At 68.6% G+C, this 26,632-nt stretch carries 24 protein-coding genes and 1 tRNA gene; 19 read left to right on the top strand and 6 right to left on the bottom strand.

Translation table 11 applies throughout. From position 1 onward, the window contains the following. Nucleotides 1-96 precede the first annotated feature (96 nt). The 4 genes from PKE75_RS03980 to PKE75_RS03965 all read left to right on the top strand — a co-directional run bounded on the left by PKE75_RS03980 (nucleotide 97) and on the right by PKE75_RS03965 (nucleotide 6,050). The gene (locus PKE75_RS03980; RefSeq protein ID WP_271167405.1) at nucleotides 97-882 is read left to right on the top strand and encodes a CbtA family protein; all 786 of its coding nucleotides are present in this window, start codon (nucleotides 97-99) and stop codon (nucleotides 880-882) included. A gap of 59 nt (nucleotides 883-941) precedes the next feature. Continuing rightward, on the top strand, nucleotides 942-1,523 hold the full coding sequence (locus PKE75_RS03975; RefSeq protein ID WP_271167404.1) for a histidine phosphatase family protein: 582 nt from the start codon (nucleotides 942-944) through the stop codon (nucleotides 1,521-1,523). 232 nt (nucleotides 1,524-1,755) lie between these two features. Continuing rightward, nucleotides 1,756-2,919: an efflux RND transporter periplasmic adaptor subunit gene (locus PKE75_RS03970; RefSeq protein WP_271167403.1), complete on the top strand. Its 1,164-nt coding sequence runs from the start codon at nucleotides 1,756-1,758 to the stop codon at nucleotides 2,917-2,919. Further along, nucleotides 2,916-6,050 carry a multidrug efflux RND transporter permease subunit gene (locus PKE75_RS03965; protein ID WP_271167402.1) on the top strand — a complete coding sequence of 1,045 codons (3,135 nt, stop codon included), beginning with the start codon at nucleotides 2,916-2,918 and terminating at the stop codon, nucleotides 6,048-6,050. The genes PKE75_RS03970 and PKE75_RS03965 overlap by 4 nt, the downstream gene beginning before the upstream one ends. Nucleotides 6,051-6,279: 229 nt before the next feature. On the opposite strand, the gene PKE75_RS17895 is transcribed toward PKE75_RS03965, so the two are convergent. The 3 genes from PKE75_RS17895 to PKE75_RS03950 form a co-directional block, all read right to left on the bottom strand. After that, the gene (locus tag PKE75_RS17895; protein ID WP_428979101.1) at nucleotides 6,280-6,591 is read right to left on the bottom strand and encodes a GCG_CRPN prefix-to-repeats domain-containing protein; all 312 of its coding nucleotides are present in this window, start codon (nucleotides 6,589-6,591) and stop codon (nucleotides 6,280-6,282) included. 280 nt (nucleotides 6,592-6,871) lie between these two features. Continuing rightward, nucleotides 6,872-7,129 carry a hypothetical protein gene (locus PKE75_RS03955; RefSeq protein WP_271167400.1) on the bottom strand — a complete coding sequence of 86 codons (258 nt, stop codon included), beginning with the start codon at nucleotides 7,127-7,129 and terminating at the stop codon, nucleotides 6,872-6,874. Nucleotides 7,130-7,425: 296 nt separating this feature from the next. Further along, a complete protein-coding gene (locus tag PKE75_RS03950) occupies nucleotides 7,426-8,094 on the bottom strand; it encodes a GntR family transcriptional regulator (protein WP_271167399.1) in 669 nt (222 codons plus the stop codon). A 308-nt stretch (nucleotides 8,095-8,402) separates the two neighbouring features. Here PKE75_RS03950 and dctP point away from each other — a divergent pair, with 308 nt between their 5' ends. From dctP to PKE75_RS03925, 5 genes are read left to right on the top strand one after another with little or no spacing between them, the layout of a single operon-like run. Further along, nucleotides 8,403-9,425: a TRAP transporter substrate-binding protein DctP gene (gene dctP, locus PKE75_RS03945; RefSeq protein ID WP_271167398.1), complete on the top strand. Its 1,023-nt coding sequence runs from the start codon at nucleotides 8,403-8,405 to the stop codon at nucleotides 9,423-9,425. After that, complete coding sequence (locus PKE75_RS03940; RefSeq protein ID WP_271167397.1) at nucleotides 9,422-10,084, top strand: TRAP transporter small permease; 663 nt, start codon at nucleotides 9,422-9,424, stop codon at nucleotides 10,082-10,084. The genes dctP and PKE75_RS03940 overlap by 4 nt, the downstream gene beginning before the upstream one ends. Further along, the gene (locus tag PKE75_RS03935; protein WP_271167396.1) at nucleotides 10,081-11,433 is read left to right on the top strand and encodes a TRAP transporter large permease; all 1,353 of its coding nucleotides are present in this window, start codon (nucleotides 10,081-10,083) and stop codon (nucleotides 11,431-11,433) included. The genes PKE75_RS03940 and PKE75_RS03935 overlap by 4 nt, the downstream gene beginning before the upstream one ends. A 27-nt stretch (nucleotides 11,434-11,460) precedes the next feature. Beyond that, nucleotides 11,461-12,852 carry a malonyl-CoA decarboxylase gene (locus PKE75_RS03930; RefSeq protein ID WP_271167395.1) on the top strand — a complete coding sequence of 464 codons (1,392 nt, stop codon included), beginning with the start codon at nucleotides 11,461-11,463 and terminating at the stop codon, nucleotides 12,850-12,852. After that, nucleotides 12,849-14,363 carry a malonate--CoA ligase gene (locus PKE75_RS03925; protein WP_271167394.1) on the top strand — a complete coding sequence of 505 codons (1,515 nt, stop codon included), beginning with the start codon at nucleotides 12,849-12,851 and terminating at the stop codon, nucleotides 14,361-14,363. Before PKE75_RS03930 ends, PKE75_RS03925 begins: the two co-directional genes overlap by 4 nt. A gap of 100 nt (nucleotides 14,364-14,463) precedes the next feature. Here the strand turns inward: PKE75_RS03925 and gstA are convergent, their stop codons facing one another. Further along, nucleotides 14,464-15,081, bottom strand: coding sequence for a glutathione transferase GstA (gene gstA / locus PKE75_RS03920; RefSeq protein ID WP_271167393.1), 618 nt, complete (start codon nucleotides 15,079-15,081; stop codon nucleotides 14,464-14,466). Between the two features lie 101 nt (nucleotides 15,082-15,182). Here gstA and PKE75_RS03915 point away from each other — a divergent pair, with 101 nt between their 5' ends. Further along, entirely contained in the window at nucleotides 15,183-16,040 is an 858-nt protein-coding gene (locus PKE75_RS03915; RefSeq protein WP_271167392.1) for a LysR family transcriptional regulator, read from the top strand. A gap of 252 nt (nucleotides 16,041-16,292) precedes the next feature. Here PKE75_RS03915 and PKE75_RS03910 read toward each other — a convergent pair. Next, nucleotides 16,293-16,382: transfer RNA gene (locus tag PKE75_RS03910), tRNA-Ser, on the bottom strand. Between the two features lie 187 nt (nucleotides 16,383-16,569). On the opposite strand from PKE75_RS03910, the gene PKE75_RS03905 reads away from it, so the two are divergent. The 6 genes from PKE75_RS03905 to PKE75_RS03880 all read left to right on the top strand — a co-directional run bounded on the left by PKE75_RS03905 (nucleotide 16,570) and on the right by PKE75_RS03880 (nucleotide 21,291). Next, nucleotides 16,570-16,881, top strand: coding sequence for a hypothetical protein (locus PKE75_RS03905; protein WP_271167391.1), 312 nt, complete (start codon nucleotides 16,570-16,572; stop codon nucleotides 16,879-16,881). A gap of 208 nt (nucleotides 16,882-17,089) precedes the next feature. After that, nucleotides 17,090-17,689, top strand: a complete 600-nt coding sequence (locus PKE75_RS03900) for a TIGR00645 family protein (RefSeq protein ID WP_271167390.1) — start codon at nucleotides 17,090-17,092, stop codon at nucleotides 17,687-17,689. Nucleotides 17,690-17,810: 121 nt separating this feature from the next. Next, a complete protein-coding gene (locus tag PKE75_RS03895; protein ID WP_271167389.1) occupies nucleotides 17,811-18,566 on the top strand; it encodes a chorismate mutase in 756 nt (251 codons plus the stop codon). 11 nt (nucleotides 18,567-18,577) lie between these two features. Beyond that, nucleotides 18,578-19,714 carry a pyridoxal phosphate-dependent aminotransferase gene (locus PKE75_RS03890; protein WP_271167388.1) on the top strand — a complete coding sequence of 379 codons (1,137 nt, stop codon included), beginning with the start codon at nucleotides 18,578-18,580 and terminating at the stop codon, nucleotides 19,712-19,714. Next, nucleotides 19,707-20,645, top strand: coding sequence for a prephenate/arogenate dehydrogenase family protein (locus PKE75_RS03885; protein ID WP_271167387.1), 939 nt, complete (start codon nucleotides 19,707-19,709; stop codon nucleotides 20,643-20,645). Before PKE75_RS03890 ends, PKE75_RS03885 begins: the two co-directional genes overlap by 8 nt. Nucleotides 20,646-20,709: 64 nt before the next feature. Beyond that, on the top strand, nucleotides 20,710-21,291 hold the full coding sequence (locus tag PKE75_RS03880) for a septation protein A (RefSeq protein ID WP_271167386.1): 582 nt from the start codon (nucleotides 20,710-20,712) through the stop codon (nucleotides 21,289-21,291). Here the strand turns inward: PKE75_RS03880 and mdoH are convergent. Then, nucleotides 21,261-23,183 (bottom strand): glucans biosynthesis glucosyltransferase MdoH, encoded by a 1,923-nt coding sequence (mdoH, locus tag PKE75_RS03875; RefSeq protein WP_271167385.1) that lies wholly within the window; start codon nucleotides 23,181-23,183, stop codon nucleotides 21,261-21,263. The two genes, PKE75_RS03880 and mdoH, sit on opposite strands and share 31 nt — an antisense overlap. Nucleotides 23,184-23,330: 147 nt before the next feature. On the opposite strand from mdoH, the gene PKE75_RS03870 reads away from it, so the two are divergent. Genes PKE75_RS03870 through PKE75_RS03860 form a run of 3 tightly spaced genes read left to right on the top strand, consistent with a single transcriptional unit; the run spans nucleotide 23,331 to nucleotide 26,617 of the window. Next, nucleotides 23,331-24,299 carry a zinc-dependent alcohol dehydrogenase gene (locus PKE75_RS03870; protein ID WP_271167384.1) on the top strand — a complete coding sequence of 323 codons (969 nt, stop codon included), beginning with the start codon at nucleotides 23,331-23,333 and terminating at the stop codon, nucleotides 24,297-24,299. Nucleotides 24,300-24,321: 22 nt separating this feature from the next. After that, complete coding sequence (locus PKE75_RS03865; protein ID WP_271167383.1) at nucleotides 24,322-24,729, top strand: 6-pyruvoyl trahydropterin synthase family protein; 408 nt, start codon at nucleotides 24,322-24,324, stop codon at nucleotides 24,727-24,729. Continuing rightward, complete coding sequence (locus PKE75_RS03860; RefSeq protein WP_271167382.1) at nucleotides 24,722-26,617, top strand: glycosyltransferase; 1,896 nt, start codon at nucleotides 24,722-24,724, stop codon at nucleotides 26,615-26,617. Before PKE75_RS03865 ends, PKE75_RS03860 begins: the two co-directional genes overlap by 8 nt. Nucleotides 26,618-26,632 lie beyond the last annotated feature (15 nt).

Raw genomic sequence — 26,632 nt, 5'->3', positions numbered from 1 at the left:
CCCGTCGGTCTCCAGCACGGTCGGCATGACCACAACGTCGGACGCGCAGGCGCCCGGCGTTCTCCGCCCCTCGCAGACTAATCCTGGAGAACCACGGTGACCGGAACCCTGTTGCTTCGCGGCATGCTGGTCGGCCTCGTCGCCGGACTTTTATGCTTTGGCTTCCTGAAGATTGCGGGTGAGCCAGCCGTCGACAGCGCGATCGCGTTCGAAGCCCGCACGGCGGAAGCGCACGAGCACGCCCCCGCTGGTGCGACGGCGGCCCATGAGCATGCCGACGACGAGGACGGACACGAGTTGGTCAGCCGCCCGGTCCAGGCCGGCGTGGGCCTGCTGACTGGCGTCGTCGTCTTCGCCTCGTCGCTTGGCGGGCTGTTCGCGCTCACCTTCGCCTTCGTCCATGGCCGCTTCGGCGACTCCGGCCCGCGCGTGACCGCCGCCTTCATAGCGATCGCCGGCTTCGTCTCAGTCGGCCTGGTTCCGTTCCTCAAATACCCAGCCAACCCGCCGGCGGTCGGCGACCCGAGCACGCTCGGCATGCGGACCTCGCTTTACTTCGCGATGATCGCGATCTCCCTGGCGGCGATGATCGGGACGGCGCTGCTCCAACGCCATCTGTCCTCCCGAATGAGCGTCTGGAACGCGAGCGTCGTCGCAGCCCTGGGCTATATCGTCGTGATGATCGTCGTCGCAGTGGGGCTGCCGGGCGTGAACGAGGTTCCGGAGCAGTTCCCGGCGGTCGTGCTCTGGCAGTTCAGGCTGTCCTCGATAGGAGCGCAGCTGCTAATGTGGACCACGATCGGGCTTCTGTTCGGGCTCCTCACGGAGCGGGCGGCGGAGACCGGTATGCGGCGCGCTCCGTTGCGCACGTCGACGGTCTAGCCAGGCGCGGCGTTGAGACGGCATGCAAGCGGTCCGGCGCGCGGGGCCGCCGGGCGGAGATGGTGACGACGCGGGTCGCCTTGATCTGCCACGCCTCGACGACGGCGGTTCGCGCCGCGGATTTCGCCGACGACGAGCCGCTTGATCCGCATGGACTGAGAAAGCTCGCGACGCTGGCCCGGCCTCCGGTCCGGGCGGACCGGGCGTTGACGAGCCCCGCCTTGCGGGCGCGTCAGACCGCGGAAGCGCTCGGGCTCGACGCCGAGGTCGACGCTGCGCTAAGCGACTGGGATCTCGGGCGGTGGCGGGGCCGTTCGATGGCCGGCGTCCACGCGGACGATCCCGAAGGCCTCGAGGCGTGGCTTCAGAACCCCGACGCCGCGCCCCATGGCGGCGAGACGCTTCGCGACGTGCTCGGACGGACCAGCGCTTGGCTCGAGACGCTCCGGCGTCGCGAAGGCTCGGTCGTGGCGGTCACGCACGCCGCCATCGTCCGCGCCGCGATCGTCAGCGCGCTCGGCGCGGAGCCGGCGTCGTTCTGGCGCGTGGACGTGGCCCCGCTGTCCGTCACGTCGCTGACGTCAAGCCATGGCCGATGGAACCTCGCCTCGATCGCCCCGCTGGCGGGCGCTCGCGGTTGAGACATCGATCTGCGCCGCCGAATTTTGTCGGATAAGGTCCGCCGGCCTCGCCGCGAACGGCCAGCAAAGCTGACCGAGATCGAACCAGCGGCGCTCGCGATCCGGGCGCTTGCAATCCAGGCGTGTCGTTTGGGCTGCTGTAGACCAAATTGAGCAGAGGCTTCGCAGGCGACCGGGCTTATCATCGTGTCAGGTCCAGCAGCCGGACCCGGCCCGATTTAATAGAAGCACAATGCGCAAGCGTCTGCCTGTCATCCTAGGCCTTGTTCTCCTGGCGGCAGGAGGGCTCTGGCGCGCGCATTGGGTCGCGGACGCCTCCACGCCGCCGGCGGCCCCTGGAAAGAGACCGACGCCCGTTCAGGTCGCCGCGGCGCGCCTGATGGACGCGCCGGTGTTCCGGCACGGCCTCGGCGCCGTGCAGCCGCTCAATCTGGTGACGGTGCGCAGCCGCGTCGACGGCGAGGTCATGCAGGTCGCCTTCACGGAGGGGCAGACCGTCCACGCCGGCGACCTGCTCGTGCAGATCGACCCGCGGCCCTACAAGGCGGCGCTCGATCAGGCGAAGGCGAAGCAGCAGCAGGACGAGGCGCAGCACGCCAACGCCGAGCGCGACCTCGCCCGTTACCAGCAGCTCGCCCAGAGCAACTTTGCGTCCCGCCAGCAGCTCGACTCGCAAAGGGCGACCGTCGCCCAGCTCGAGGCGCAGATCGCCGGCGACGCCGCGGCGGTCGAAAGCGCCCAGCTCCAGCTTGACTACAGCACGATCCGGGCGCCGATCACCGGTCGCGCCGGTTTCCGGCTCGTGGACAAAGGCAATCTGGTCAGGGCGACCGACGCGACCGGCGTCGTGACGCTGACGCAGCTCGATCCGATCACAGCGGTCTTTACGCTGCCGGAGCGGCATTTTGCGATCGTGTCGGCGGCCATGAAGAAAGGCGTCGTGCCGGCGAAGGCCTTTGCTCCCGACGGCCAGGAGCTCGCGCGCGGCGAGCTGACCGTCCTCAACAGCCAGATCGATCAGGCCTCCGGAACCTTCAAGGCGAAGGCGACCTTCGCGAATGCCGAGGGGGCGCTCTGGCCGGGCCAGTCCGTGACGGTGCGTATCCTCGTCGACACCCTGCGAGGCGTCGTCACAATTCCGGAAGACGGCCTCCAACGCGGCGCGGACAGCGCCTTTGTCTTCGTGGTGAACGACGACTCGGTGGCGGAGCGGCGCGCCGTCAAGGTCCGCCGACAGGCGGACGGCGTCGTCGTGATCGACGACGGCGTGAATCCGGGCGAGCGCGTCGTCACCGCCGGCGCCGCCCGCGTCGAGCAGGGGACCGCGGTCTCGGCCACCGAGGCGACCGTCGCCCCGCTTGCGCAAGCCACCCCGAAACCGGGCGACACGCAATGAAGGACGGCGTCTCCGGCGGCCTCTCCGGGCCGTTCATCCGACGCCCGATCGCGACGTCGCTTCTGATGGCCGCTCTCTTGCTGGCCGGCCTCGCGGCGTTTCCGAGACTCCCGGTCGCGCCGCTGCCGCAGATCGACTTCCCCACGATCCAGGTCACCGCGAACCTGCCGGGCGCGAGCCCTGAGACCATGGCCTCCTCGGTCGCCCAGCCCCTGGAACGCCAGTTCGGGCAGGTGCCCGGAATCGCGCAGCTCACCTCCGTGAGCGCGCTCGGCACGACGACGGTCACGGCCGAGTTCGAGCTCGATCGAAACATCGACGCGGCGGCGCAGGACATTCAGTCCGCCATCAACGCGGCGGGCGGGCAGCTCCCGAAAAACCTGCCCTCGCCGCCGACATACCGGAAGACGAACCCGGCCGACGCGCCGATCCTGCTGCTCTCGGTGCAGTCCGACACGATGCCGATCACCGAGGTCGACGACCTCGCCGATACGACTCTCGCCCAGCAGATCAGCCAGATCTCCGGCGTCGGGCAGGTGACGATCGCCGGCGAACAGAAGCCCGCCATCCGCGTTCAGGTCGATCCCCAGAAGCTCGCCGCGAAGAACCTGACGCTCGAGGACATCCGCGGCGTGATGGCGACGGTCACCGTCGACAGCCCGAACGGCACGCTCGACGGACCGAAACGCGCTCTCACGATCTACGCCGACGGCCAGTTGACCGACGCCGACGCCTGGAACGACGTGGTCCTCGCCTATCGCGATGGAGCGCCGATCCGGGTCCGCGACGTGGGGCGGGCCGTCGCCGGCGCCGAGGACGTGCAGAAGGCCGCCTGGGTCAACGGAAAGCGCGGTCTGTTCCTGGTGATCTTCAAGCAGCCCGGCGCCAACGTCGTCGACACGGTCGACGCCATCAAGGCGGAGCTGCCGCGCCTGACGGCCTCCCTCCCGCCCGCCGTGAAGGTCGCGGTGATGAGCGACCGCACGACAACGATCCGCGCGTCGCTCGAAGACGTCGAGTTCACGCTGGCCCTCACCATCGCCCTGGTCATCGCGGTTATCTTCGTCTTCCTGCGGAACGTTTGGGCCACCGTCATTCCGGCGTTGACGGTGCCGCTGTCGCTGCTCGGCGCCTGCGGCGTCATGTTCGCGGTCGGCTACAGTCTCAACAATCTGTCCCTGATGGCCCTGACCATCGCTGTCGGCTTCGTCGTCGACGACGCGATCGTCATGCTGGAGAACATCGTCCGGCATATCGAGGACGGCATGTCGCCGCTGCAGGCCGCGTTGAAGGGCGCAGGCGAGATCGGCTTCACGATCCTCTCCATCAGCATCTCGCTCGTCGCCGCGTTCATTCCGTTGCTGCTGATGGGCGGCATCGTCGGGCGGCTGTTTCGCGAGTTCTCGATGACGGTGGTGATCGCGATCGCGGTCTCGGCCTTCGTCTCTCTGACGCTGACGCCGACGCTCGCCGCGCGCTTCCTGAAGCCGCACCAGGGAGAGCGGCACGGCCGGCTGTTCATGATCGTGGAGCGCGGCTTCGACGGCCTGCTGAACGCCTATGGCCGCGGGCTCGACGTGACCTTGCGCCACCGCTTCGTCACGCTGCTTGTCTTCTTCGCATCGATCGCCGCGGCCGGCGCGCTCTTCGTCGTCATCCCGAAGGGCTTCTTCCCGCAGCAGGACACCGGTCTCATCACCGGAGCGAGCGAGGGCGCCCAGGACATCTCCTTCACGGAGATGTCCGCCCGGCAGGCGGCGCTCGACGCGATCGTGCTGCAGGACCCCGCGGTCGCGACGGTCGGCAGCCTGATCGGCTCCGGCGGAAGCGCCTCCTCAGCGAACGCCGGACGCAGCTTCCTCACGCTCAAGCCCCAGGCGGAGAGAGACGCGTCGGCTGACGAGGTGATCAACCGCCTGCGGCCGAAGCTCGCCGAGGTCGAGGGCGCATCGCTTCTGCTGCAATCCGCGCAGGATGTGCGCGTGGGCGCGCGTCGGACGCGGACGCAATATCAGTACACCCTTCAGGATTCGAACCTGGACGAACTGAACGATTACGCCCCGAAGGTGCTGGCCGCCCTGAAAGGGCTCCCCGAGCTTCGGGACGTCGCCAGCGATCAGCAGACCAACGGCGCGACGCTGACGCTCTCGATCGACCGCCGGCAGGCCGCGCGCTACGGCATCCAGCCGCAGGCCATCGAAGACACGCTTTACGACGCATTCGGCCAGCGTCAGGTGGCTCAGTTCTTCACTCAGCTGAACAGCTACCACGTGATACTGGAGACCACGCCGCTCAAGCGCGGCAGCGTCGACACGCTACGCGAGCTCTACGTGAAGTCGCCCGATACCGGCGATCAGGTGCCGCTGTCTTCGCTCGCCACCTGGACGCAGGACAAGGTGGCGCCGCTGACGATCAATCATCAGGGCCAGTTCCCTGCGGTGACGCTGAGCTTCAACCTCGCGCCGGGCGTCGCGCTCGGAGAGGCGACGGCGGCGATCGACAGGGCGCAGGCGGCCCTCGGCGCCCCGGCCTCGCTGGTCGGCGGATTCACGGGCACCGCACAGGCGTTCCAGGCCTCGATCAGCACCATCCCGTTGCTGATCGGCGCCGCCCTGATCGCCGTCTACCTGATCCTCGGCATGCTCTACGAGAGCTACATCCATCCGCTCACGATCCTGTCGACCCTCCCTTCGGCCGGCCTCGGCGCGCTGGGCGCTCTCTATCTCTTCGGCTTCGAGTTCAGTCTGATCGCGCTGATCGGCGTGGTCCTGCTGATCGGCATCGTGAAGAAGAACGGCATCATGCTGGTCGACTTCGCTCTCGCCGCCGAGCGCGAGGAGAAGCTGACGCCTGAGGAGGCGATCCGAAAAGCCTGTATGCTGCGCTTTCGGCCAATCCTGATGACGACCATGGCGGCCTTGCTCGGCGGCGTGCCGTTGATGCTGGGGCACGGGGTCGGTTATGAGCTCCGCCAGCCGCTCGGCTACGCCATGGTCGGCGGATTGATCGTGAGCCAGCTTCTCACGTTGTTCACGACGCCGGTCGTCTATCTTTATCTCGACCACGCCGCCTCGTGGCTGTCCGTTCGATCTGCGCGTTCATCCCGCCAGATCGCTCACCCGGCGGAATAGCAACAGCAACAACAAGATCCGACCCTCGGGCGCCGTCTCCAGCGCCGAGTTTTTCGGCTTGCATTGAAGCGCCGAGCGTTCCGTTATCGCGAGCAGAACTGCGGGGCCACGAAGTGGCGTCGCCCGCATGGCGCTACTTGTTCTGTCTTCTGCTGACGGCGCCGCCGGCTTCGATGCGAAGACCCCGCCCCGGCCGGAGCCGGGACGGGGGCTCCGATACTTACTGACGTCACTGCCATCCGCCGCCTGGCAGGCGGCCGTGATAGGGCGTGTTCCTGCAGTGGCCCCAGGGACCGCGCCAATAGCCCGGAGGGCAGCCGTTTCCGACCGGCGGCTGATAATATCCGCCCGGCAGCGGTCCGTAGTAAGGCGTGTTCCTGCAGTGCCCCCAGGGCCCTCGCCAACCGCCCGGCCCGCAGCCGCCCGCGACCGGGATTATTGACTGAGCCGGCTCTAGAGACGGCGCGACAGCAACGGCGCTGGCATCAGACGCCGCCAGCAGGCCCAAAGCCATGGCGCCCGCCAAAGCGGAATACTTCATTAACATTGTTCTCCCCTCTACATTTTGAGACGCCACAAGCTTAGATAAAGGATTATTTCGATCAATAAGTATTTTTCGCCCGACGGCTGTCGCGACCGCGGCTGGGCTCGTCCGGTACGCTCAGAACAGAACGCGGCCGACGGAAGATTTGCGCCAAGAAGGCGCTGAGATACAACTTTCTAGGGTGAAGAAGACGTTAGCCGGCGTCGGCATTTTACGACCAAGCCGGCGCGTTTATCCGGACGACCACCGGGCTCGAAAACGCCGCCCGCACACGCAATCAATACTTCCCGGCGGGGCCGAGATCTCCTGGCGCGCCGCGCAGTCGGCCCATGACGGTTCGCGAGATGGCCTTCCCCTCGAACTCTTGCGCGTTAGTTCGCCGGAACGAGAACAGGGAGGAAGAGATGAACAAAACCCTACTCTTTGCGCTGGCCTGCGCGGTCGGGATCACCGGCCTCGCGGAGACGTCTCCGTCGTCGGCGGCGACGGCGTCGCCAACGCCGTCTTCATCGTCGCCGGGACTGCGCGCCGACATTCGCGCCGCCGCGACGGCGAGCCTCAGACGCGGCGACGTTCAGGAAGTCGCCAACCGCCCCGTCCACCGAAAGCGCTACCGGACGAACCGCCCCTATTCTCTTCGATCGATCCACCGCCCCGGGCGCTGGTGCAGCAGAGGCCGCTGGTACGGCAAGCGTTGCTATTACACGCCAAGCGGTCTGCGGCCGTTCAGACAGCGCTGAACGCTCGACTGAGGCTTGCCCCCCGCCCTTGGCCGACCCGGTTTCCGCGGCGTCGGCCAAGGCGGGACCGTCGCGCATGGGCCGGCGGCGACTAGACCGCTTGCCGGAGGCGCGCCTGCTCGTAGGCCGCCACCAGGTCGCCGAAGCGGTCTCCCTGGACGATCACGTGAGCCCTGAGCCGCGCCTTTGCGGCTTCTGCGTCGCCGCTGAAGATCGCCGTCGTCACGCGGTCGTGTTCCTCGAACGACGCCTTGAGGCGGTTCGGCACCCTGAGCTGGAGCCGCCGGAATGGGCGAAGCCGACGGTGCAGAGCGCCGCACTGCTCGGCGAGGAATCCGCTGTGGGTCGCGGCGTAGATCGCGACGTGGAACGCCTCGTTCTCATAGTAGTACCCGTCGAGATCGGCGGCTTCCGCAGCGGCGCGGCAGCGATCGTGCGCTTTCGAGATCGAGTTGCGGTCCTCGTCCGTCAGGCGGCGCGCCGCATGGGCCCCGGCGAGGCCCTCGAGCTCGGCCATCACCTCGAACATCTCGTAGATCTGCGCCGGGCCGTGCGCGACCACGATCGCGCCCCGGCGCGGCCGGAGCTCGATCATCCCGATCGCCGAGAGCTGCATCAGCGCTTCGCGGACCGGCGTGCGCGACACGCCGAAGCGCGTGGCGAGCTGCACTTCGTCGAGCCGGCCGTTGGGCGCAAACTCGCCCGACACCAGGGCGTCCTCGATCTGGTCCCGCACCTTGCGGACGGCGTTCTCGCTCATGCCTGACATCAGACTTCTTGTATACAAGATGAGGATTGTTGCGTGCGCCTAGCTTGACACCGCGCACATGGAGCCTGCAAGCTCCTTGGTAAGAGCCGCATACAAGGCTCAACTGGGAGGAACTGATGGGCTTGTCCGGCCGGCGGCTTCGCCGTCGCCGCGACCGGCGCGACCGTTCCCACAACGATCTGACGTTCGTCGGCCGACCGAATTCGCGGTCGGGCAGCACGCGGCGACGTGACGACCGGCCGCGCCAACGCCCCGCAAGCGGGCGGGCGCCGAGTCCGGAACCATCGGGAGGAACGGCCATGCAATTTGATCGCCGCAGCTTCGTCGGCGCTGGGCTCGCGATGCCTGCGATCCTCGGTCTCGGACTGCAGCCGGCGCGGGCCGCCACCACGCTGAAGCTCTCGCACCAGTTCCCCGGCGGCACGATCGACCAGGGCGATTTCCGCGACCGGATGTGCCGTAAGTTCGCCGAAGCGATGAAGAGCAAGACGAACGGCGAGATCGAGGTCCAGGTCTATCCCGGCTCGTCGCTGATGAAGACGAACGCGCAGTTCGGAGCGATGCGCAAAGGCGCGCTAGACATGTCGCTTTACCCCGCGCCCTACGCGGGCGGCGAGGTGCCCGAGATGAACATCGGCCTGATGCCTGCGCTCGTCACGTCCTACGAGCACGCCATCGCCTGGAAGAGCGGCGAGGTCGGGAGGAAGCTGACCGAGGTCCTGCAGGCGAAGGGCATCGTACTGGTGTCGTGGGTCTGGCAGACCGGCGGCGTCGCGAGCCGCGGCAAGCCGCTCGTCTCGCCGGACGACGCCAAGGGCATGAAGGTCCGCGGCGGTTCGCGCGAGATGGACCTGATGTTGAAGCAGGCCGGCGCCGCCACGCTGTCGATTCCATCGAACGAATCCTACGCCGCGATGCAGACGGGCGCCTGCGACGCGGTCATCACCTCGTCCACTTCGCTGATCTCGTTCCGTCTCGAGGAGCTCGCCAAGCACCTGACGTCGGGCCGCGAGCGTTCCTACTGGTTCATGCTCGAGCCGATCATGATGTCGAAGTCGATCTTCGACAGCCTGCCGAAGGACCAGCAGGACGCCATCATGCAGACCGGCGCGGAGCTCGAGCCCTTCGGCCAGCAGGGCGCGAAGGAGGACGACCTCAACGTCGAGCGGATCTTCTCCAAGGCCGGCGCGCAGGTCGAGAGCATGGATGAGGCGACGCTCGATAAATGGCGCGACATCGCCAAGGCGACGGCTTGGGCGGACTACGGGGCGAAGAGCGAAACCTGCGCGGAGCTCCTCAGGCTGGCCGAGAAGGTCGCGTGACGCAGGGTTTCGACGCCGCGACGGCGTCAGCCGAAAACGTCCGGGCGCCGGAGCCGCGCGTTCCGGGCCCGCTCGGCGTCGTCGACCGCGCCATGAACGGTCTCAATCACGTCATCCTCGTGCTCGGCGGCATCGCGCTGGTCGTCGCCTGTGGGGTGCTGAGCTACAGCGTGCTGTCGCGGCATGTCTGGAACGAGGCGACGGACTGGCAGGACGAGACAGCGGTGTTCCTCATCGTCGGCGCGACCTTCCTCTCGGCCGCAGGCGTTCAGGCGAGGCGCGGGCATGTGGCGATCGAGGCGGTCTCGGGCCTGCTGCCTGAGCGCGCGAACCGCGCCCGTCTTCTCGTCGCCGACGTGATCAGCCTCGCATTCGTCGCCTTCTTCGCCTGGAAGAGCTGGATGCTGCTGCACGAGGCCTGGGTCGACGGCCAGACGTCGCAATCGACCTGGGGGCCGCCGCTCTGGATCCCCTATTCGCTGATGGCTGTCGGCATGAGCCTGCTGACCTTTCAGTTCGTCCTGCAGATCCTCGAAGCCGTCATCTACGGCCCGAAGCTCGCCGGGTGGGGCGCGCAGAAAATCGGCATGGGCGCCGACCTCACCAAGAACCTCCCGGCGGACGACGCCCGACCCGTTCCGGCGGACACCCGGCCATGAGCGTGCTTGCGATCGGGCTGATGTACGGCGGCGCGACGCTCGCCGCGATGCTGGCCGGCATCCCGATCGCCTTCGCGCTCGGCTTCGTCGCGCTCGCCTTCATGTACGCCTTCATGCCCGCGGCCTCGCTCGATACCGTGACGCAGAACGTCTACGAAGAGATGTCCTCGATCACGCTGCTCTCGATCCCGCTCTTCATCCTGAAGGGGGCGGCGATCGGGCGGTCCAAGGCGGGACAGGATCTCTACACCGCGATGCACGCCTGGATGAGCCGCATCCCCGGCGGCCTCGGGATCGCGAACGTCTTCGCCTGCGCGCTGTTCGCGGCCATGGCGGGGTCGAGTCCCGCGACCTGTTCGGCGATCGGTTCGGCCGGCATCCCGGAGATGCGCAAGCGCGGTTATTCGCCGGGCTTCGCGGCCGGCATCATCGCCGCCGGCGGCACCCTCGGCATCCTGCTTCCGCCATCCATCACCATGATCCTCTATGCGGTCGCAGCCGAACAGTCGCTCGGGCGCCTGTTCCTCGCCGGCGTCGGACCGGGCCTGCTGCTGGTCGCTCTGTTCGCCGCCTGGTCGGTCCACAACTACCGGCGCGAATATGCGGCCGCCAAGGACGTCTACGAGCGGACCGGACGGACCTCGACGATTCTGAAGGGCGACGCGTTCACGATGCGCGAGCGCTTCTCGACGCTGCCGCGGGTGCTGCCCTTCGTCGTGCTGCTGACCGGCGTCATGGTCGCGCTCTACGGCGGCTACGCAACCCCGTCGGAGACAGCCGGGCTCGGCGGCCTGCTCGCGCTCGCGCTGATCGCGATGATCTACAAGGCTTGGAAGCCGAAGGACATCGACCCGATCCTGACCGCGACCTTACGGGAATCCACCATGCTGATGCTGATCATCGGCATGTCGCTGCTCTACGCCTACGTCATGAGCTACCTGCATATCTCGCAGTCCGCGGCGGCCGGCATCGTGGCGCTGGGCCTGTCGCCCTGGCTGCTCCTGCTGACGGTGCTGCTGTTGGTGGTCGGGCTCGGCTTCTTCCTGCCGCCGGTCTCGATCATCCTGATGACCGCGCCGATCATCCTGCCGCCGCTCAAGGCCGCGGGCTTCGATCTGGTGTGGTTCGGCGTGGTGATGACCATCACGATGGAGATGGGGCTGATCCACCCTCCTGTCGGCCTCAACATCTTCGTCATCAAAAACATCGCCCCTGACATCCCCCTCAGGGACATCATCTGGGGAACGCTGCCCTTTGTGATCCTGATGGCGGTCGCCATCCTGATCCTGTGCCTGGTTCCGGGCGTCGCCATGTGGCTGCCGGACCTTCTTCTGCCGACCACGCGCTGAGCCGACATTTCGCGAGACCACCGACTGATGAGCGGGCAATCCTTCTTCGGCGACATGCTGCAGACAATCACGGAGCGCGGCCGGCAGTTGCTGTCGCTCGGACCCGCCGAGGACGGGCCCGCTGCGCACAAGAAGCGCGCGAGTCTGGAGGAGATCTGCGACAGCCTGCTGCGCGGCCGCGGCGAAGCCTCCGGCATGGCGCTCGCCAGCCTCGTGTTCGACCGGTGGAGCAGCCTGTCGCCCTCTCAGAAATTCGATTTCATGACGATCCTGCTGCGGCGCTTCGGAACCGACGAGGCCCGGCTTTCAAGCGCGGTCGACGCCTATCGGGCGGCGCCCTCTCCGGAGACCGCGCGAATCCTGCACCAAGCGGCTGAACCGCGCCGACAGGAACTCATCCGCCGGCTCAATCTCGCGCCGGGAGGCGTCGGCGCGCTCGTCAGGATGCGCGCCGATCTGCTCGGAATGCTGACCGAGCACCCCGAGCTCCATCCGGTCGACGCCGACTTTTCGCATCTGTTCGGCTCGTGGTTCAACCGCGGCTTCCTGGTGCTCAAGTCGATCGACTGGTCGACCCCCGCGAGCGTGCTCGAGAAGATCATCCGCTACGAGGCCGTGCACGAGATCGACGACTGGGAGGAGCTCCGTCGCCGTGTGGCGCCCGAAGACCGCCGATGCTTCGCGTTCTTCCATCCACGGCTCCCGGAAGAGCCGCTCATCTTCGTCGAAGTCGCGCTGACGACCACGATGGCCTCGACCATCGCGGAGTTGCTCGATGGCGAACGCACGCCGATCCGCGCCGGAGACGCGACTGCCGCGGTGTTCTATTCAATCTCGAACTGCCAGGAGGGCTTGCGGGGCGTCTCCTTCGGCAACTTCCTGATCAAGCAGGTGGCGGCCGACCTCCAGGCAGAACTGCCGGGCCTTGCGACCTTCGTGACGCTTTCGCCGATCCCAGGCTTCGCCGCGTGGCTCGACGGGCGCCGGAAGGCCGAGGACTTTGAAGCCGAGGAGCTCGAGGCACTTGTGCGCGTCGACGACCCGACTTGGGCGGCCGACCCGGCCGCCGTCGAAACGCTCGGTCCGATCCTCGCGCGCGCCACGGCGCGCTATTTCCTGACGGCCAAGAACGCGCAGGGTCTGCCGCTCGACGCCGTCGCGCGCTTCCATCTCGGCAATGGCGCGCGGCTCGAACGGATCAACCCGCTTGGCGACCGTTCGCTACGCGGGATGCGCGGCGCTCATGGCATGATGGTCAACTATCTCTACGAACTGTCCGAGATCGAGGCCAACCATGAGGCCTTCTTCTCCAAGGGGGAGATCGCGGCCTCCAGTTCCGTCCAGCGCTTGGCCCGGCCGGCGAGGAGCGCGCCGAAAGGCGCCTCCGGCCCGGGCCGAAAGAACGAGAAGGCGGCATGAGCAACTGGCTGTTCGAGGCGGTCCGGACCGCAGCGCCGGGCGACGCCGCGCCCTTCATCGAGACGGCCGACGGGCGCACGCTGTCTTACGGCGAGATGTTCGCCCGATCGAGCCAGCTTGCGCGCGCGCTGGTCTCCATTGGCGTGAAGCCCGGCGACCGGATCGCGGCGCAGGTCGAGAAGAGCGTCGAGGCCCTGCTGCTCTACCTCGCCACCGTTCGGACGGGCGGCGTGTTCCTTCCGCTCAACAACGGCTACACAGCCTCGGAGATCGATTATTTCATCGGCGACGCGGAACCGGCGCTGTTCGTGGTGGACCCCGCCACGCGCGCTGCGCTGACGCCGATCGGGAACAAGTACGGCGCGCGCGTCGAGACCCTCGACCGCGACGGGGGAGGCTCGCTGACGGCGCTCGCGGCCGGGGAGTCGGACTCCGCCTTCGACGACGTCTCACGCGGCCCCGACGACCTTGCGGCGATCCTCTATACCTCCGGCACGACAGGCCGCTCCAAAGGCGCGATGCTGAGCCACGACAATCTCCTGTCGAACGCGCTGACGCTGAAGGACTACTGGCGGTTCACGCCCGACGACCGGCTGTTGCATGCGCTGCCCATCTTCCACACCCATGGCCTGTTCGTCGCGACCAACACGGTGCTCGTGGCCGGCGCCTCGATGATCTTCCTGCCCAGGTTCGACGCCGATCAGGCGATCTCTGCGATGACGCGCGCAACCACGATGATGGGCGTGCCGACTTTCTATGTGCGGCTCGTCCAGCACGGCGGACTGACCCGCGAGGCGACCAGGCATATGCGCCTGTTCATCTCGGGCTCCGCGCCGCTGCTCGCCGAGACCCATCGCGCCTTCGAGGCGCTGACCGGGCACAGGGTCCTCGAGCGCTATGGCATGACCGAGACCAACATGATCACCTCGAACCCGTACGACGGCGACCGCGTCGCAGGCGCGGTCGGCTTCCCGCTGCCAGGCGTCAGCTTGCGCGTCGTCGACGTCGAGACCGGCGCGCCGGTTCCGGACGGCGACGTCGGCATGATCGAGGTGAAGGGCCCGAACGTGTTCAAGGGCTACTGGCGGATGCCCGAGAAGACGAAGACCGAGTTCCGCGAGGACGGGTTCTTCGTAACAGGCGACCTCGGCAAGAGAGACGAGCGCGGTTACCTCCACATCGTCGGCCGCGGAAAGGATCTTGTGATCTCGGGCGGCTACAACGTCTATCCCAAGGAGATCGAAAGCGAGATCGACGCGCTTCCGGGCGTGGTGGAGACCGCGGTGATCGGCGTCGCGCATCCCGACTTCGGCGAGGGCGTCACCGCGCTCGTCGTGCTGGAGAAAGGCGCGTCGGTCGACGAGACGGCGGTGCTTTCCGCGCTCTCCGGCCGGCTCGCCAAGTTCAAGCAGCCGAAACGCGTGCTTTTTCTGGACGACCTGCCGCGCAACGCAATGGGCAAAGTTCAGAAGAACCTGCTGCGCGAGCGCTATGCGGATCTCTATACATAGAGACTGATGCGATCGTCCGCGGCGGCTTGGATATGAGCTTCCCGTGATCGCGCGCACCGGGCGTCGGGACGCCTCCGGGCGTCGCCGGGAGTGGCGTTTTTCACGCGACTGACGGGACTGCTGCTTCTCGTTCCAGCGCCGCTGCGACCGAGGGGCGAACCTCGATCCGTCGCATGAAGGCTGCAACTTTCGGCCAGCGGTTGAGATCGATGCCGAAGCCTTTCATCCAGCCGAGAACCGTGAAGAGGTAAGCGTCCGCCACCGTGAAGCGGTCGCCCATCAAATAGTCTCTCGTCGCGAGACCGGTTTCGATGAAGTCGAAGCGCCGGGACAGCTTCGTCTTGAAAATTTCCCGCACCGTCTCCGGCAGGTCTTGGTTGAAGAGTGGGCTCGATCCAGAGTGGATTTCGCTGGTGATGTAGTTTAGCCATTCCTGAAGCCGCACACGCTCCAGGGCGCCGTTGGCTGGAGCCAGTCCCGAATTCGGCCTCAGGTCCGCCAGATACTGGACGATCGCCGGCCCCTCCGTCAGCACGTCTCCGGTGTCGAGCACGAGCGCCGCAACATAGCCCTTCGGATTGATGGAACGGAAATCGCTATCCTCCGACGTGCGCTTCGTGCGGTTGTCGACCCGCACGAGATCGTACGGCAGCTTCAATTCCTGAAGGACGATATGCGGCGATAGAGAGCAGGTGGCGGGGGCGAAATAGAGTTTCATGGGGACGGCTCCGCGCTCGATCGATGTCACGACCGATATTGACGCAAGTGATGAAATAAGAAAAATTACTGGCGAAGAATCATGCTATAAGATTTACTACTATGAACCTCACGCAACTCCGCAGTCTGGTCGCCATTGCCGATGCGGGCAGCTTCACCGCCGCCGCGACGAGCGTCGGCGTCACCCAGTCCGGCATGAGCCAGGCGCTAGCGGCGCTGGAGGAAAGTCTGGGCGTGAAGCTATTGGCGCGCCAGCGACACGGGGTCGAACTCACAGCCTTCGGAGAGCAGGCGCTAGACCATGCCCGTGCTGCGCTCGCGCATCTGGAGGCGATCCGGAAAGAAGCGGCGGAGGCGACCGGCGAGGAAGCCGGATCGGTGCGGATCGCGGCCTTTCCCAGCATTTTCGCCACGGTGTTGCCGCCGCTTCTGCGCCGCTTCCGTGCTCTCTATCCGGGTATTGAGCTGGTTGCGCTCGAAACGGACGACCGGGAGGTCGAGGCCTGGCTGAAGGCGGGGTCCATCGATATCGGCGTCGTCCTCAACCCGTCGCCGGACAGCGGTGCGGTCCCGATCGGACAGGACGCCTGGGTCGCCGTGCTGCCGTCGGGACACCGACTTGGTCGACGTGGCGCACTGTCCTTTGCTTCACTGGCTGGCGAACCTTTCGTGCTCGCGACCGGTGGGTGCCACGTCAATGCACGAACGCTCGCCGAGGCCGCCGGCCTTTCGCTCGCGGACGTGCGAATGGAGGTTCGTGACTGGACCAGCGCTATTGCCCTGGTCAGGGAAGCTGTGGGTGTCAGCCTCGTGCCGGAATCGACGCTGCCCGACAACCGGAAAGGCCTGCGAACGGCGCGGGTCGATCCGTCTCTGTGCCGCCGATTCGGCCTGATGGCCTCGCCGGCGCGCAAGCGCTCGCGGGCGGTAAACCTGCTGATTGAGCTGGCGCGGAGATAAAAGCCATCTAACGGGGCTCGCCGTCGTCGAGTAAGCGCTAAGATGCGGAGCCGTGTTTTTCGGCCATTCGCCGCTCGACTAGAGGGTGGCTTACGTGACGCTTGCCTTTCTGATCGCACGCGTCGCCGGTCTCGCACGATGACGGATCGGCACAGCGAACGAGCGTGCAGCTCTCCGCCGCGGCGGAAAATCGGCGGTGATTGCGTAGCCATAGCGCGGAATATCGCGCCATTGCGTACAATCATGCAGAGCTGGCGGAGGGAGCGGGATTCGAACCCGCGATACGGTTTCCCGTATACACACTTTCCAGGCGTGCGCCTTCAACCACTCGGCCACCCCTCCGGGAGCGCGGAGTTAGCAAGGGCGCTGCGTCGTGACAAGCGCGGTGAATGGACGCCTCCGGAAGCGGCCGGGGCGCGAGGCCTACCGCCGCGGATTGCCGGGCGGCCGGTTTGATCCCATCTTGGCTCACGCCGCGGGGCCGGGACGCCCTGCGCGGACTCCCAGCGACAGGTGAGACGACCCGCCCATGATCCGTTTCCTGCTCCGTCTGATCGGCTTCCTCATCCTCGCCGGCGGCTTCGTCGCGCTCGTGATCGACGGCACGCGCTCCATCGCCTCCGGCGGAATCAGCCTGACGAGCGCACAGACCAGCTGGTCCGCGGCCTCGCCCGAGACGCTCGATAAGGCCCGCGCCTTCGTCGCGAATTCGCTGCCCGCCGGCGAGGCCGGCCTGTCGGCCCTGCTCGCGCAGCCGACCTTCGCGGTGCTCGGGATAGTCGGAATTCTGCTGATGCTGCTCGGACGCCGCCGCAGGCGCCCGATCGGCGCGGCGTCCTGATCGCACAGGAGACGCCGGGCATATGCCGCGGCCGAGCGTAACGAGGTCGTGAAGACCGCCTTCTTTCCGCGAAGACATCGGCGCCGACGCTGTTTTCCAAGGGCCGCCGCGCCGGCGAAGGGCGGCGCCGGCTTGCCCGCCGCCGCGCGTCATGCGATGCGCGTCTGATGCTGCTCCGCATCATGCGCCGTGGGAAGGTTCTGGGACGATGATCGAGAAGACGATCGAGCGGGGCCTGTTCGCCAGCCGGTGGCTGATGGCGCCGTTCTATATCGGGCTCGTCGCGGGCCTCGTCGTCCTGCTCGTCAAGTTCGCGCAGGAGCTCATCCATTTCGCCGAGGGCGTGCTCCACGCCACGGAAAGTCAGGTGATCCTCGGCATCCTGTCGCTGATCGACCTGTCGCTGACCGCGAACCTCATTCTGCTTGTGATCTTCTCCGGCTACGAGAACTTCGTTTCGCGCATGGACCTTGCGGACCAGAGCGAGCGGCCGGAATGGATGGGCAAGATCGACTTCTCGGGCCTCAAGCTCAAGCTGATCGCCTCGATCGTCGCGATCTCGGCGATCCAGCTGCTGAAGGCGTTCATGGATCTCGGCGCGGCGAGCGACCGCGATCTGTGGTGGATGGCGGTGATCCACGTGGTGTTCGTCGTGTCGGGCGTGTTCCTCGCGCTGGCCGACTGGCTGAGCGACCACGGCCATATGATCGAGGCTAAAACGCATCTGCTTCACGGCCAGAGCGCCGCGGACAGCGGCGGGGCCGCCGACACGCACGCGCCGGAGAAGAGCGCCGCTTCGCACGCCTGAGCGGGCGCCAGCGGTCGGCGGTTCGGAGCGGTTGGCCTCCGCCGCCGGCTTCGTCTATGAAGTGCCCCCTGAATAGGGCGGCCTGGATGCTCCGCGCCCGCCGCTTACGGCCGATTGCTCCATGAACGACGCCCCGACAGACCCGCTCGCCGAAATCCGCCGCGAGATCGACCGGATCGACGAGGCGATGCACCTGCTGCTGATGGAGCGCGGCGCGGTGATCGACCGGCTGGTCGAGGTCAAGCGCACCTCCGAGACCGGGTCCGCCTTCCGCCCCGGCCGCGAGGCCGAGATGATGCGCCGGCTCGCCGCCCGCCATAAAGGCCATCTGCCGCTCGCCACCGCCGAGCATCTCTGGCGCACGATCATCGCCACCTTCACCCATGTTCAGGTGCCCTTCACGCTGCATGTCGAGCAGGGCGGCGAGGCGCTCGCGATGCACGACCTCGCGCGCTTCCATGTCGGCTTCGACGTGCCGCTCACCGGCCACTCCACGCCCGGCCGCGTCGTCGAGGCGGTCGCGCGGTCGACCGGCGACCTCGGGCTCGTGCGCCTCGACGCGGCGCCCGCCTCGATCTGGTGGGAGGGCCTCGGCGGAGACGGCCCGCAGGTGATGGCGCGACTGCCGTTCTTCGGCGGCGAAGGCCACCCGGCGGCGATCCCCGCCCTTGTGCTGGCGCGGCCGCTCGGACCGGCGAGCTCGTCGGAGACCACGATCTGGGGCCTCGCCGACGACGGCGACGCGACGCTCAGCCCCGACGTCGAGACGCTCGCCTCCGTCACCCGCAACGGCCGGCGGTCGCGGCTCGTCGCGGTCAAGGGCGACGCCTCCCCCGCCCCGGGCGCGGTCGCGCTCGGCGGCTACGCCTGCGCCTGAATGACGAAGCCATGAGCCCCGTTCCCGCCCCATCGTCCCTCCGCGCGCCGACGCTCCGTCCGCGCGAGAGCGCGCTCGCGATCGACGCCTATGTCCCCGGCAAGAGCCGCGCGCCGGCCGGCGTGCGCCTGCACAAGCTGTCGTCGAACGAGACGCCGCTGGGCCCGAGCCCCAAGGCGGTCGAAGCGTTCCGGGAGGCTGCGGCGAACCTCGAAGTCTATCCTGACGGCACGTCGCGGGTCCTGCGCGAGGCGATCGGCCGGGCGCACGGGCTCGACCCCGCGCGCATCGTCTGCGGCGCCGGCTCCGACGAACTGCTCTCGCTGCTTGCGCTCGCCTATCTCGAGCCCGGCGACGAGGGCCTGTTCACCGAGCACGGCTTCCTCGTCTACAAGATCGCGATCCTCGCGGCCGGGGGGACGCCCGTCGTCGCGCCGGAGACGAACCTGACGGCCGACGTCGACGCGCTTCTCGAACGCGTCACCGAGCGCACGCGGATCGTCTACATCGCGAACCCCAACAACCCGACCGGCACCTACCTGCCCTTCGACGAGGTCAAGCGGCTGCATGCCGGCCTGCCGGAAACCACGCTGCTGGTGCTCGACGCCGCCTATTCGGAATATGTCCGGGCGAACGACTACGCCGCCGGCGTCGAGCTCGCCGGCTCGGCGCCGAACGTGGTGATGACGCGCACCTTCTCGAAGGCGTTCGGACTGGCGAGCCTCAGGATCGGCTGGCTCTACGGGCCGGAGGGCGTGGTCGACGTGCTGAACCGGATCCGCGGACCCTTCAACGTCTCGGGACCCGCGATCGCCGCGGGCGCCGCGGCGGCGGCGGACCGTGCGCATATCGAGGCGGCGGTCGATCACAACGCCCGCTGGCTGGCGACGCTCACCGAGGGCGTGCGCGCGCTCGGCCTCGAGGTCACGCCGAGCGTCGCGAACTTCATCCTGATCCATTTTCCGCAGACGCCGGGCCGGAGCGCGGCCGACGCCGACGCGTTCCTCACCGCGCGCGGGCTGATCCTGCGTGCGGTCGGCGCCTACGGCCTGCCGGACGCCCTGCGCCTCAGCATCGGGACGGAGGAGGCGAACCGGGCGGTGCTCGAAGCGCTCGGCGAATTCGTGGAAAGCGCGCCGCGTGGCTAAAGTCCTGTTCAAGCGGCTTGCGATCATCGGCGTCGGCCTGATCGGCTCATCGATCGCGCGGGCCGTACGGAAGGCCGGGCTCGCAGAGACGATCCTGCTCGCGGACCCCGACAGCCGTGTGCGCGAGCGCGCGGCCGCGCTCAGCCTCGGCGACGAGGTGTTCGCGGACTCCGGCGAGGCCGCCGCAAACGCCGACATCGTCATCGTCTGCGCTCCGGTCGGCGTCTGCGGCGCGATCGCCGCCGAGGTCGGTCCGGGGCTGAAGCCCGGCGCGATCCTCTCCGACGTGGGCTCGGTCAAGGGCGCGATCATACGCGCGATGGCCCCCCACGTGCCGGCGCACGCCCATTTCGTTCCGGCCCACCCGATCGCCGGCACCGAGGACTCAGGGCCCGACGCCGGCTTCGCCGAGCTGTTCGAAGGCCGCTGGACGATTCTGGCGCCCTCGCCCGACGCCGATCCGGCCGCCGTCGCCAAGCTGCGGGCGCTCTGGGAGGGGATCGGCGCCAAGGTCGACGTCATGACCCCGGAGCACCACGACCTGGTGTTCGCGATCGTGAGCCATGTGCCGCATCTGATCGCCTACAACATCGTGGGAACCGCCGCCGATCTCGAGGACGTCACGCAGTCCGAGGTCATCAAATATTCGGCCTCGGGCTTCCGCGACTTCACGCGCATCGCGGCGTCCGATCCGACGATGTGGCGCGACATTTTCCTCAACAACCGAGACGCGGTGCTGCAGATGCTCGGCCGCTTCGTCGAGGATCTGACGGCGCTCCAGCGCGCGATCCGCTGGGGCGAGGGCGACAAGCTGTTCGAGCTGTTCACCCGGACCCGCGCCATCCGCCGGGACATCATCGAGCAGGGACAGGACACGGCGGCGCCGGATTTCGGGCGCAGAAGCGCAGCACCCGCCGCGGATCATCAGTGACCGGCGCGCGGAAAATGGCGCATTTCGGCTTGATCGCCGAGATCCCCGGAGGCAGAGCAAGCGCATGAGTTCCCCGGACAGCCCGGCCCGCGCCGTCCACCCCGCCCTGAAGCTCTCGCTCGAGCTCGGGCCGTTGCTGGTGTTCTTCGTCGCGAACGCCAAGACCAACCTGTTCTTCGCGACCGGCGCGTTCATGGCGGCGACGATCGTCGCGCTCGTCGTGTCGTGGATCCTGATGCGCCGCCTGCCGGTGATGCCGCTGGTCTCGGGGGCCGTGGTCCTGGTGTTCGGCGGCCTCACGCTCGCGCTCCAGAACGAGCTCTTCATCAAGCTGAAGCCCACGATCGTGAACCTGCTGTTCGCCGGCGCGCTGTTCGGCGGCCTCGCGTTCGGCAAGCCCCTGCTGGCGATCGTGTTCGACCAGGCCTTCGACCTGAAGCATGAGGGCTGGATGAAGCTGTCGCGCCGCTGGGCGTGGTTCTTCGTGTTCCTCGCCGCGGTCAACGAGATCGTGTGGCGGACCCAGACCACCGACGTCTGGGTCGCCTTCAAGGTGTGGGGGATGATGCCCCTCACCATGGTGTTCGCGATGGCGCAGGCGCCCCTGCTGCAGCGCTATTCGGCCGGCGACGCCGCAGCCGAATAATCACGCGGATCGGCGTCGAAGCGGAACGGCTCGAGCGGGCCGGACGGCGCGGCCCGCACCGCAAATCCCTCCGTCACGGCCCTGACCTCGACTGGCGGGTTGGTCTCCTCCGGGATGGCGACGATCCCCGCGAGGGCGGCGTCCGCGCCCGGCGCGTCCCAGGACGTCAGCACCGCGAACGGGACGGCCAGCAGGAAGCTCAGCAGCACGGGAGCGGCCCACGGCAGCACCGCGGGCGCCGACAGCGCCAGCGACAGCGTCAGCGCGGCCCCGAAGGCGGTGGCGGGCCACAGCAGCCGGGCGCCCTCGCTCCAGCCGATTCGCTCGCCCTCGCGATTCTGCGCCTCCCAGCCGACCGGACGGCGCAGGATGAACAGCCGCAGCAGGAAGACCGTGACCGTGAAGCTGACGATCGGCGCGAACAGCAGCCCGAACGCCGCCTCCGCCGCGACGCCCGCGAGGAACATCCCGGCGCCGCCGTAGCGCCGGCTTTCCGCGGGCCGCATCACGACGTCGAGGTAGCCCATGATCTTCGGCGCGAACAGCACCAGCATCATCGCCGCGAGCAACGCCGCGCCGAGCGCCCAGGACAGACCGGAGCCCGCGCCGGACGCCGCGATCACCGCGGGCGGCCCCCAGGCCTGCACGGCCCCGGCGACCATGAACAGCATCCACGCCGGCGCGCCGGCGTACATCAGGATGGCGATCGCGAGGTTCACGCGGCCCATCAGCGGCAGACCCGGGGCGCCGATCAGCCTGAGATACTGCATGTTGCCCTGGCACCAGCGCAGGTTGCGGCGGGTGAATTCGGCGAGGGTCGCGGGGTTGTCCTCCCACGAGCCGCCCTCTTCCGGCAGGACGCGCACCTCGTAGCCGGCCTTGTGCATCAGCACCGCCTCATAGAGGTCGTGGCTGAGAATCGCGCCGCCGAGCGGCGGGCCGCCCGGAACCTCAGGCAGCGCGCAGTGATCTCGGAAGGCCTGCACGCGGATCGCGGCGTTGTGGCCCCAATAGGGGCCGCAGTCGCCCGCCCACCACGCCGCGCCCATCGAATAGGAGCGCATGCTGGCGCGCATCCCGAACTGGAAGGCGCGCGCGAACACGGTGCGCGCCGGCAGGCCGACGACCAGGGTCTGCAGGATGCCGAGCTTCGGGTTCGCCTGCATGACGCGGACCAGCCGCAGGATCGCCTCGCCCGACATGACGCTGTCGGCGTCGAGCGTGATCATCACCTCGTAGTCGTCGCCGCGGCTCGTCAGGAAGTCCCGGACGTTGCCGGCCTTGAACCCCCTGTTGGTGAGGCGACGGCGATAGATCACCCGGCTCGGATCGTCGAGCGTCGCGCGCCAGGCGGCGACCGTCGCCTCCTCCTCCGCGACCAGGCCGGGCTTCTGACTGTCGCTCAGCACGAAAAGGTCGAAGCGGTCGCCGTAGCGCGTGGCGTCGAGGCTCGCGAGCACCGCGTCGAGCCGGCGGACGACGCGGCCGGCGTCTTCGTGGCGGACGCACATCACCACCGCATGCCGGCCCGAAACCGGCTCGTCGGCGCGGGTCCGTGCGACGCATGGCGCCACGGCCGCGACCGGGTTGGCCGAGAAGCGCAGCAGCGCGAAACCGATCATCGCGTTCCAGAAGCCGATGACGAGCCACGGCGAGGACACCAGGAAGCAGGCGAACATCACGATTTCGGGAATCGTCCAGCCGTCCGCCGAAAGGACCGCGCCGAGCGCAAGGGCGAGCAGCGCGCAGGTCCCGAGCACGAGGGCCGCCATCGTGATTCGGCGCAAGCGGAGCGCCGGCCGCGTCTCGTTCGCAGCCGAAGGGGCGCGACGGGCGGAAGAGCGGGAGAAACGAGGAGCGACGCTCTGTTCGAGGTCGATGCTTGGACGCATGTCACGCTTTCGATGGGCGGGCGGTCAGCACGGTCTGGCCGCCCCGGAGCGGGCCGCTATAACACAAGGCGTGGCCGTCCAACCGGCGCGACCCTGCCAGCAATTAGGCGGAACCTTGGTCCCGACAACACGTCCCGCGAAACGATGATGTCCCGCGCCCTCTGGTACGACGGCCGCGGCGGCGTGGAGGTGCGTTCGGAAATGGCCGCCGGTCGGTCTGGCGACGATGCGCTGGTGCGGACGCTTTTTTCGGGCGTCAGCCGCGGCACGGAGCGTCTGGTGAGCCAGGGCCGCATCCCCGAAAGCGAGTGGGGCCGCATGCGCGCGCCCCGCCAGCAGGGGGATTTTCCCGGCCCGGTGAAATACGGCTATGCCGCTGTCGGGATCGTCGAGGACGGCCCGTCGGAGCTGCGCGGCCGCGCGGTGTTCTGCCTCAACCCGCATGAGAGCGCCTTCGTCGCGCCGATATCCGCGCTTCATCTGCTGCCCGAAGGCATGCCGCCGCGGCGGGCCACGCTCGCCGCCAATATGGAGACCGCGCTTAACGCGCTGTGGGATTCCGGCGCCGGCCCGTGCGACCGCGCGGTGGTGGTCGGCGGCGGCGTGGTCGGCCTGCTTTCGGCATGGCTGCTCGGGCGACTGCCGGGCGTCGAGGTGACGCTGGTCGACGCCGACGACCGTCGCCGTGGCGTCGCGGAGGCGCTCGGCGCAACCTTCGCCCTGCCCCGCGACACGCCCCATGACGCCGATGTCGTGTTGCACGCCAGCGCGTCCGCGGCCGGGCTCGCGACCGCGCTGTCGGCCGCCGGCGAGGAGGCGACCGTGGTCGAACTGAGCTGGCACGGTTCCGACGACGTCGCGGTGCCGCTCGGCCGCGCCTTCCACGCCCGCCGGCTGAAGCTGGTGTCGTCGCAGGTCGGTCAGGTCGCCCCGTCGCGCCGCCCGCGCTGGAGCGCCCGGCGCCGCCTCGCCGCGGCGCTCGCGCTGCTCGCCGCCGACGACCGCCACGACCTGCTGCTCGACGTCTCCGTGCCGTTCGAAGACGCGCCGAGCGTCCTTCCCGCGCTGTTCGAGCCGGGCGCCGAAGGGCTCGGCATCGTGCTTGACTACGTCTGAGATCCTCGAAGGAAACGCCCGAATGTACGCCGTCGAAGTCCGCGAACACATCATGATCGCCCACAGCCTCAAGGGTGCGGTGTTCGGCCCGGCGCAGGCGCTGCACGGCGCGACCTTCGTGGTCGACGTCGCGTTCTTCCGCGAGGAGCTCGATCCCGACAACATCGTCGTCGACATCGGCGCCGCGACCGAGACGCTGAAGGCGACGCTCGCGCCGCTCAACTACGTCAACCTCGACGCCGTTCCGGAGTTCGCGGGCAAGGCGACCACCACCGAATTCCTCTGCCGCCATATCTTCGACCGGATGGCGGACGCCGCCCGTGCGGGCCGGCTCGGCGCGCACGCCGGCGGCCTCTCGAGCCTGCGCGTCACGCTCAACGAATCCCACGTCGCACGCGCCTGGTTCGAGGGGCCGATCGCGCTTGGGTGAGTTCGTCCTCGCGATCCCCGGCGATCCGGAGACGCTGACAGGCGGCTATATCTACGACGCCCGCGTCGCGACCGAATTGCGCGCGCGGGGCCACCGCGTCGCGATCCTCCGGCTGCCCGACGGCTTCCCGATGGCGTCGGAGCCCGCGATCGGCGAAGCCCTCCGGCTCCTCGGCGCCGCGTCACGGTCGGCCGCGCTGATCGTCGACGGCCTCGCCTTCGGCGCGCTGCCCGCCGCTGGACTGAAGGCGCTCGGCCGCGAACTGATTGCGCTCATTCATCACCCGCTCGCCCTCGAGACCGGGCTCGACCGACAGACCGCCGAGCGGCTGCGCGCGTCGGAACGCGAGGCCCTGCGCTGCGCCTCCGCAATCATCACGACAAGCGAGGCGACGCGCGCTCTGCTCGTCGCGGACCATGGGGCGACGGCGGAGCATATCCTCGTCGCGCCGCCCGGCGTCGACGCGGCGCCGCGCGCGGCGTGCGCTGGGGCCCCGCCGGTGATCCTGACGGTCGCGACGATCACGCCGCGAAAGAACCATGCGCGGCTCGCCGGAGCGCTTGCGCGCCTCGCCGACATCGACTGGCGCTGGCGCATCGTCGGCGCCGCGGACCGGGACCTTGCATGCTCCGCCGAACTGCGCCGCCTGATCGAGGCGCTCGGGATCGGCGGCCGCGTCGAATTCGCCGGCGAGCTTGGCGCGGCTGAACTGGCGGCGGCCTACGCCTCCGCCGACCTCTTCGCCCTGCCCTCACGCTTCGAGGGCTACGGCATGGCCTGGGCCGAGGCCCTGGCGCGCGGGCTCCCCGTCGTCGCCGGCGACGACGCGGCGGCCGCAGCGCTCGTCCCGGCCGCGGCCGGCGCGCATGTCGGCTCCGTCGACGCGCTGGCCGCCGCGCTACGGCGACTGATCGCCGACCCGGAGGCCCGCAGGGCGGCGGCGGACGCCGCCTGGGCGCATGCGGCGACGCTGCCGCGCTGGGCGCAGACGGCGAATGTCTTCGAGCGCCTCCTGGAGCAGCCCGACGCCAGCGCGCGGGTCGAAAACTTCGAGGCCGGATGGCTGGACCTCCGCGAACGCGCCGACCACGCGGCATGGGCGCACGCGCCGCTGGCGCGGGTCAGGACTGTCTTTGGAAGCCGCCCGACTGTCTCCGTCGCCGATCTCGGCGCAGGCTCGGGATCGACCCTGCGCGCCCTCAGCGAACATCTCGGCCCCCGCCAGAGCTGGACGCTGATCGACCACGATCCCGCCCTGCTCGCCCATGCGCGCCGACGTCTCTCGGACTGGGCGGACGGCGCGGCGGACGCCGAAGGCGGCCTGCTGCTCCGTAAGGGCGAGCGGGAGATCACGGTCGCGTTCGAAGCCCACGACCTCGCGGCGACGCCGCTGCCGGCGTCGGCGGCGAGCGCCGACCTCGTGACGGCCTCGGCGTTTTTCGATCTCGTCGGCGCGGAATGGCTCGACCGCTTCAGCGGATTGCTGGCGGAGGCCGGACGCCCGCTCTACGCCCGACTGACCTATGACGGGCGAAACGCCTTCCTCCCCGCTCATCCCCTCGACGACGCCGTGAACGCCGCTTTCAACCGTCACCAGGGGACCGACAAGGGCTTCGGCTTCGCGCTCGGCTCCGCAGCCGGCGCGGCGCTCGACGGCCGGATGGCCGGCGCGGGCTATTCGGTCGACCTCGGCCCGAGCGTCTGGCGGCTGGGCCCGGACGACGAAGCGCTCACCCGCAAACTCCTCGCAGGCATCGCCCAGGCGGCCTCGGAGGCGCCCGATCCTCCGCACGGCCTCGCCGACTGGCTCGCGTTCCGCGTCGCCGCCATCCCCCGAGGATCGGTCGAGGTCTGGCATCTCGACGGGCTGTTCCTGCCGCCGCAGTGAGGCGGGCGCCGGAGG

This window comes from Hansschlegelia plantiphila (assembly GCF_027922265.1).
Classification (GTDB): Bacteria; Pseudomonadota; Alphaproteobacteria; order Rhizobiales; family Methylopilaceae; genus Methylopila; species Methylopila plantiphila.
This window is presented reverse-complemented; position numbering and strand designations above follow the sequence as displayed.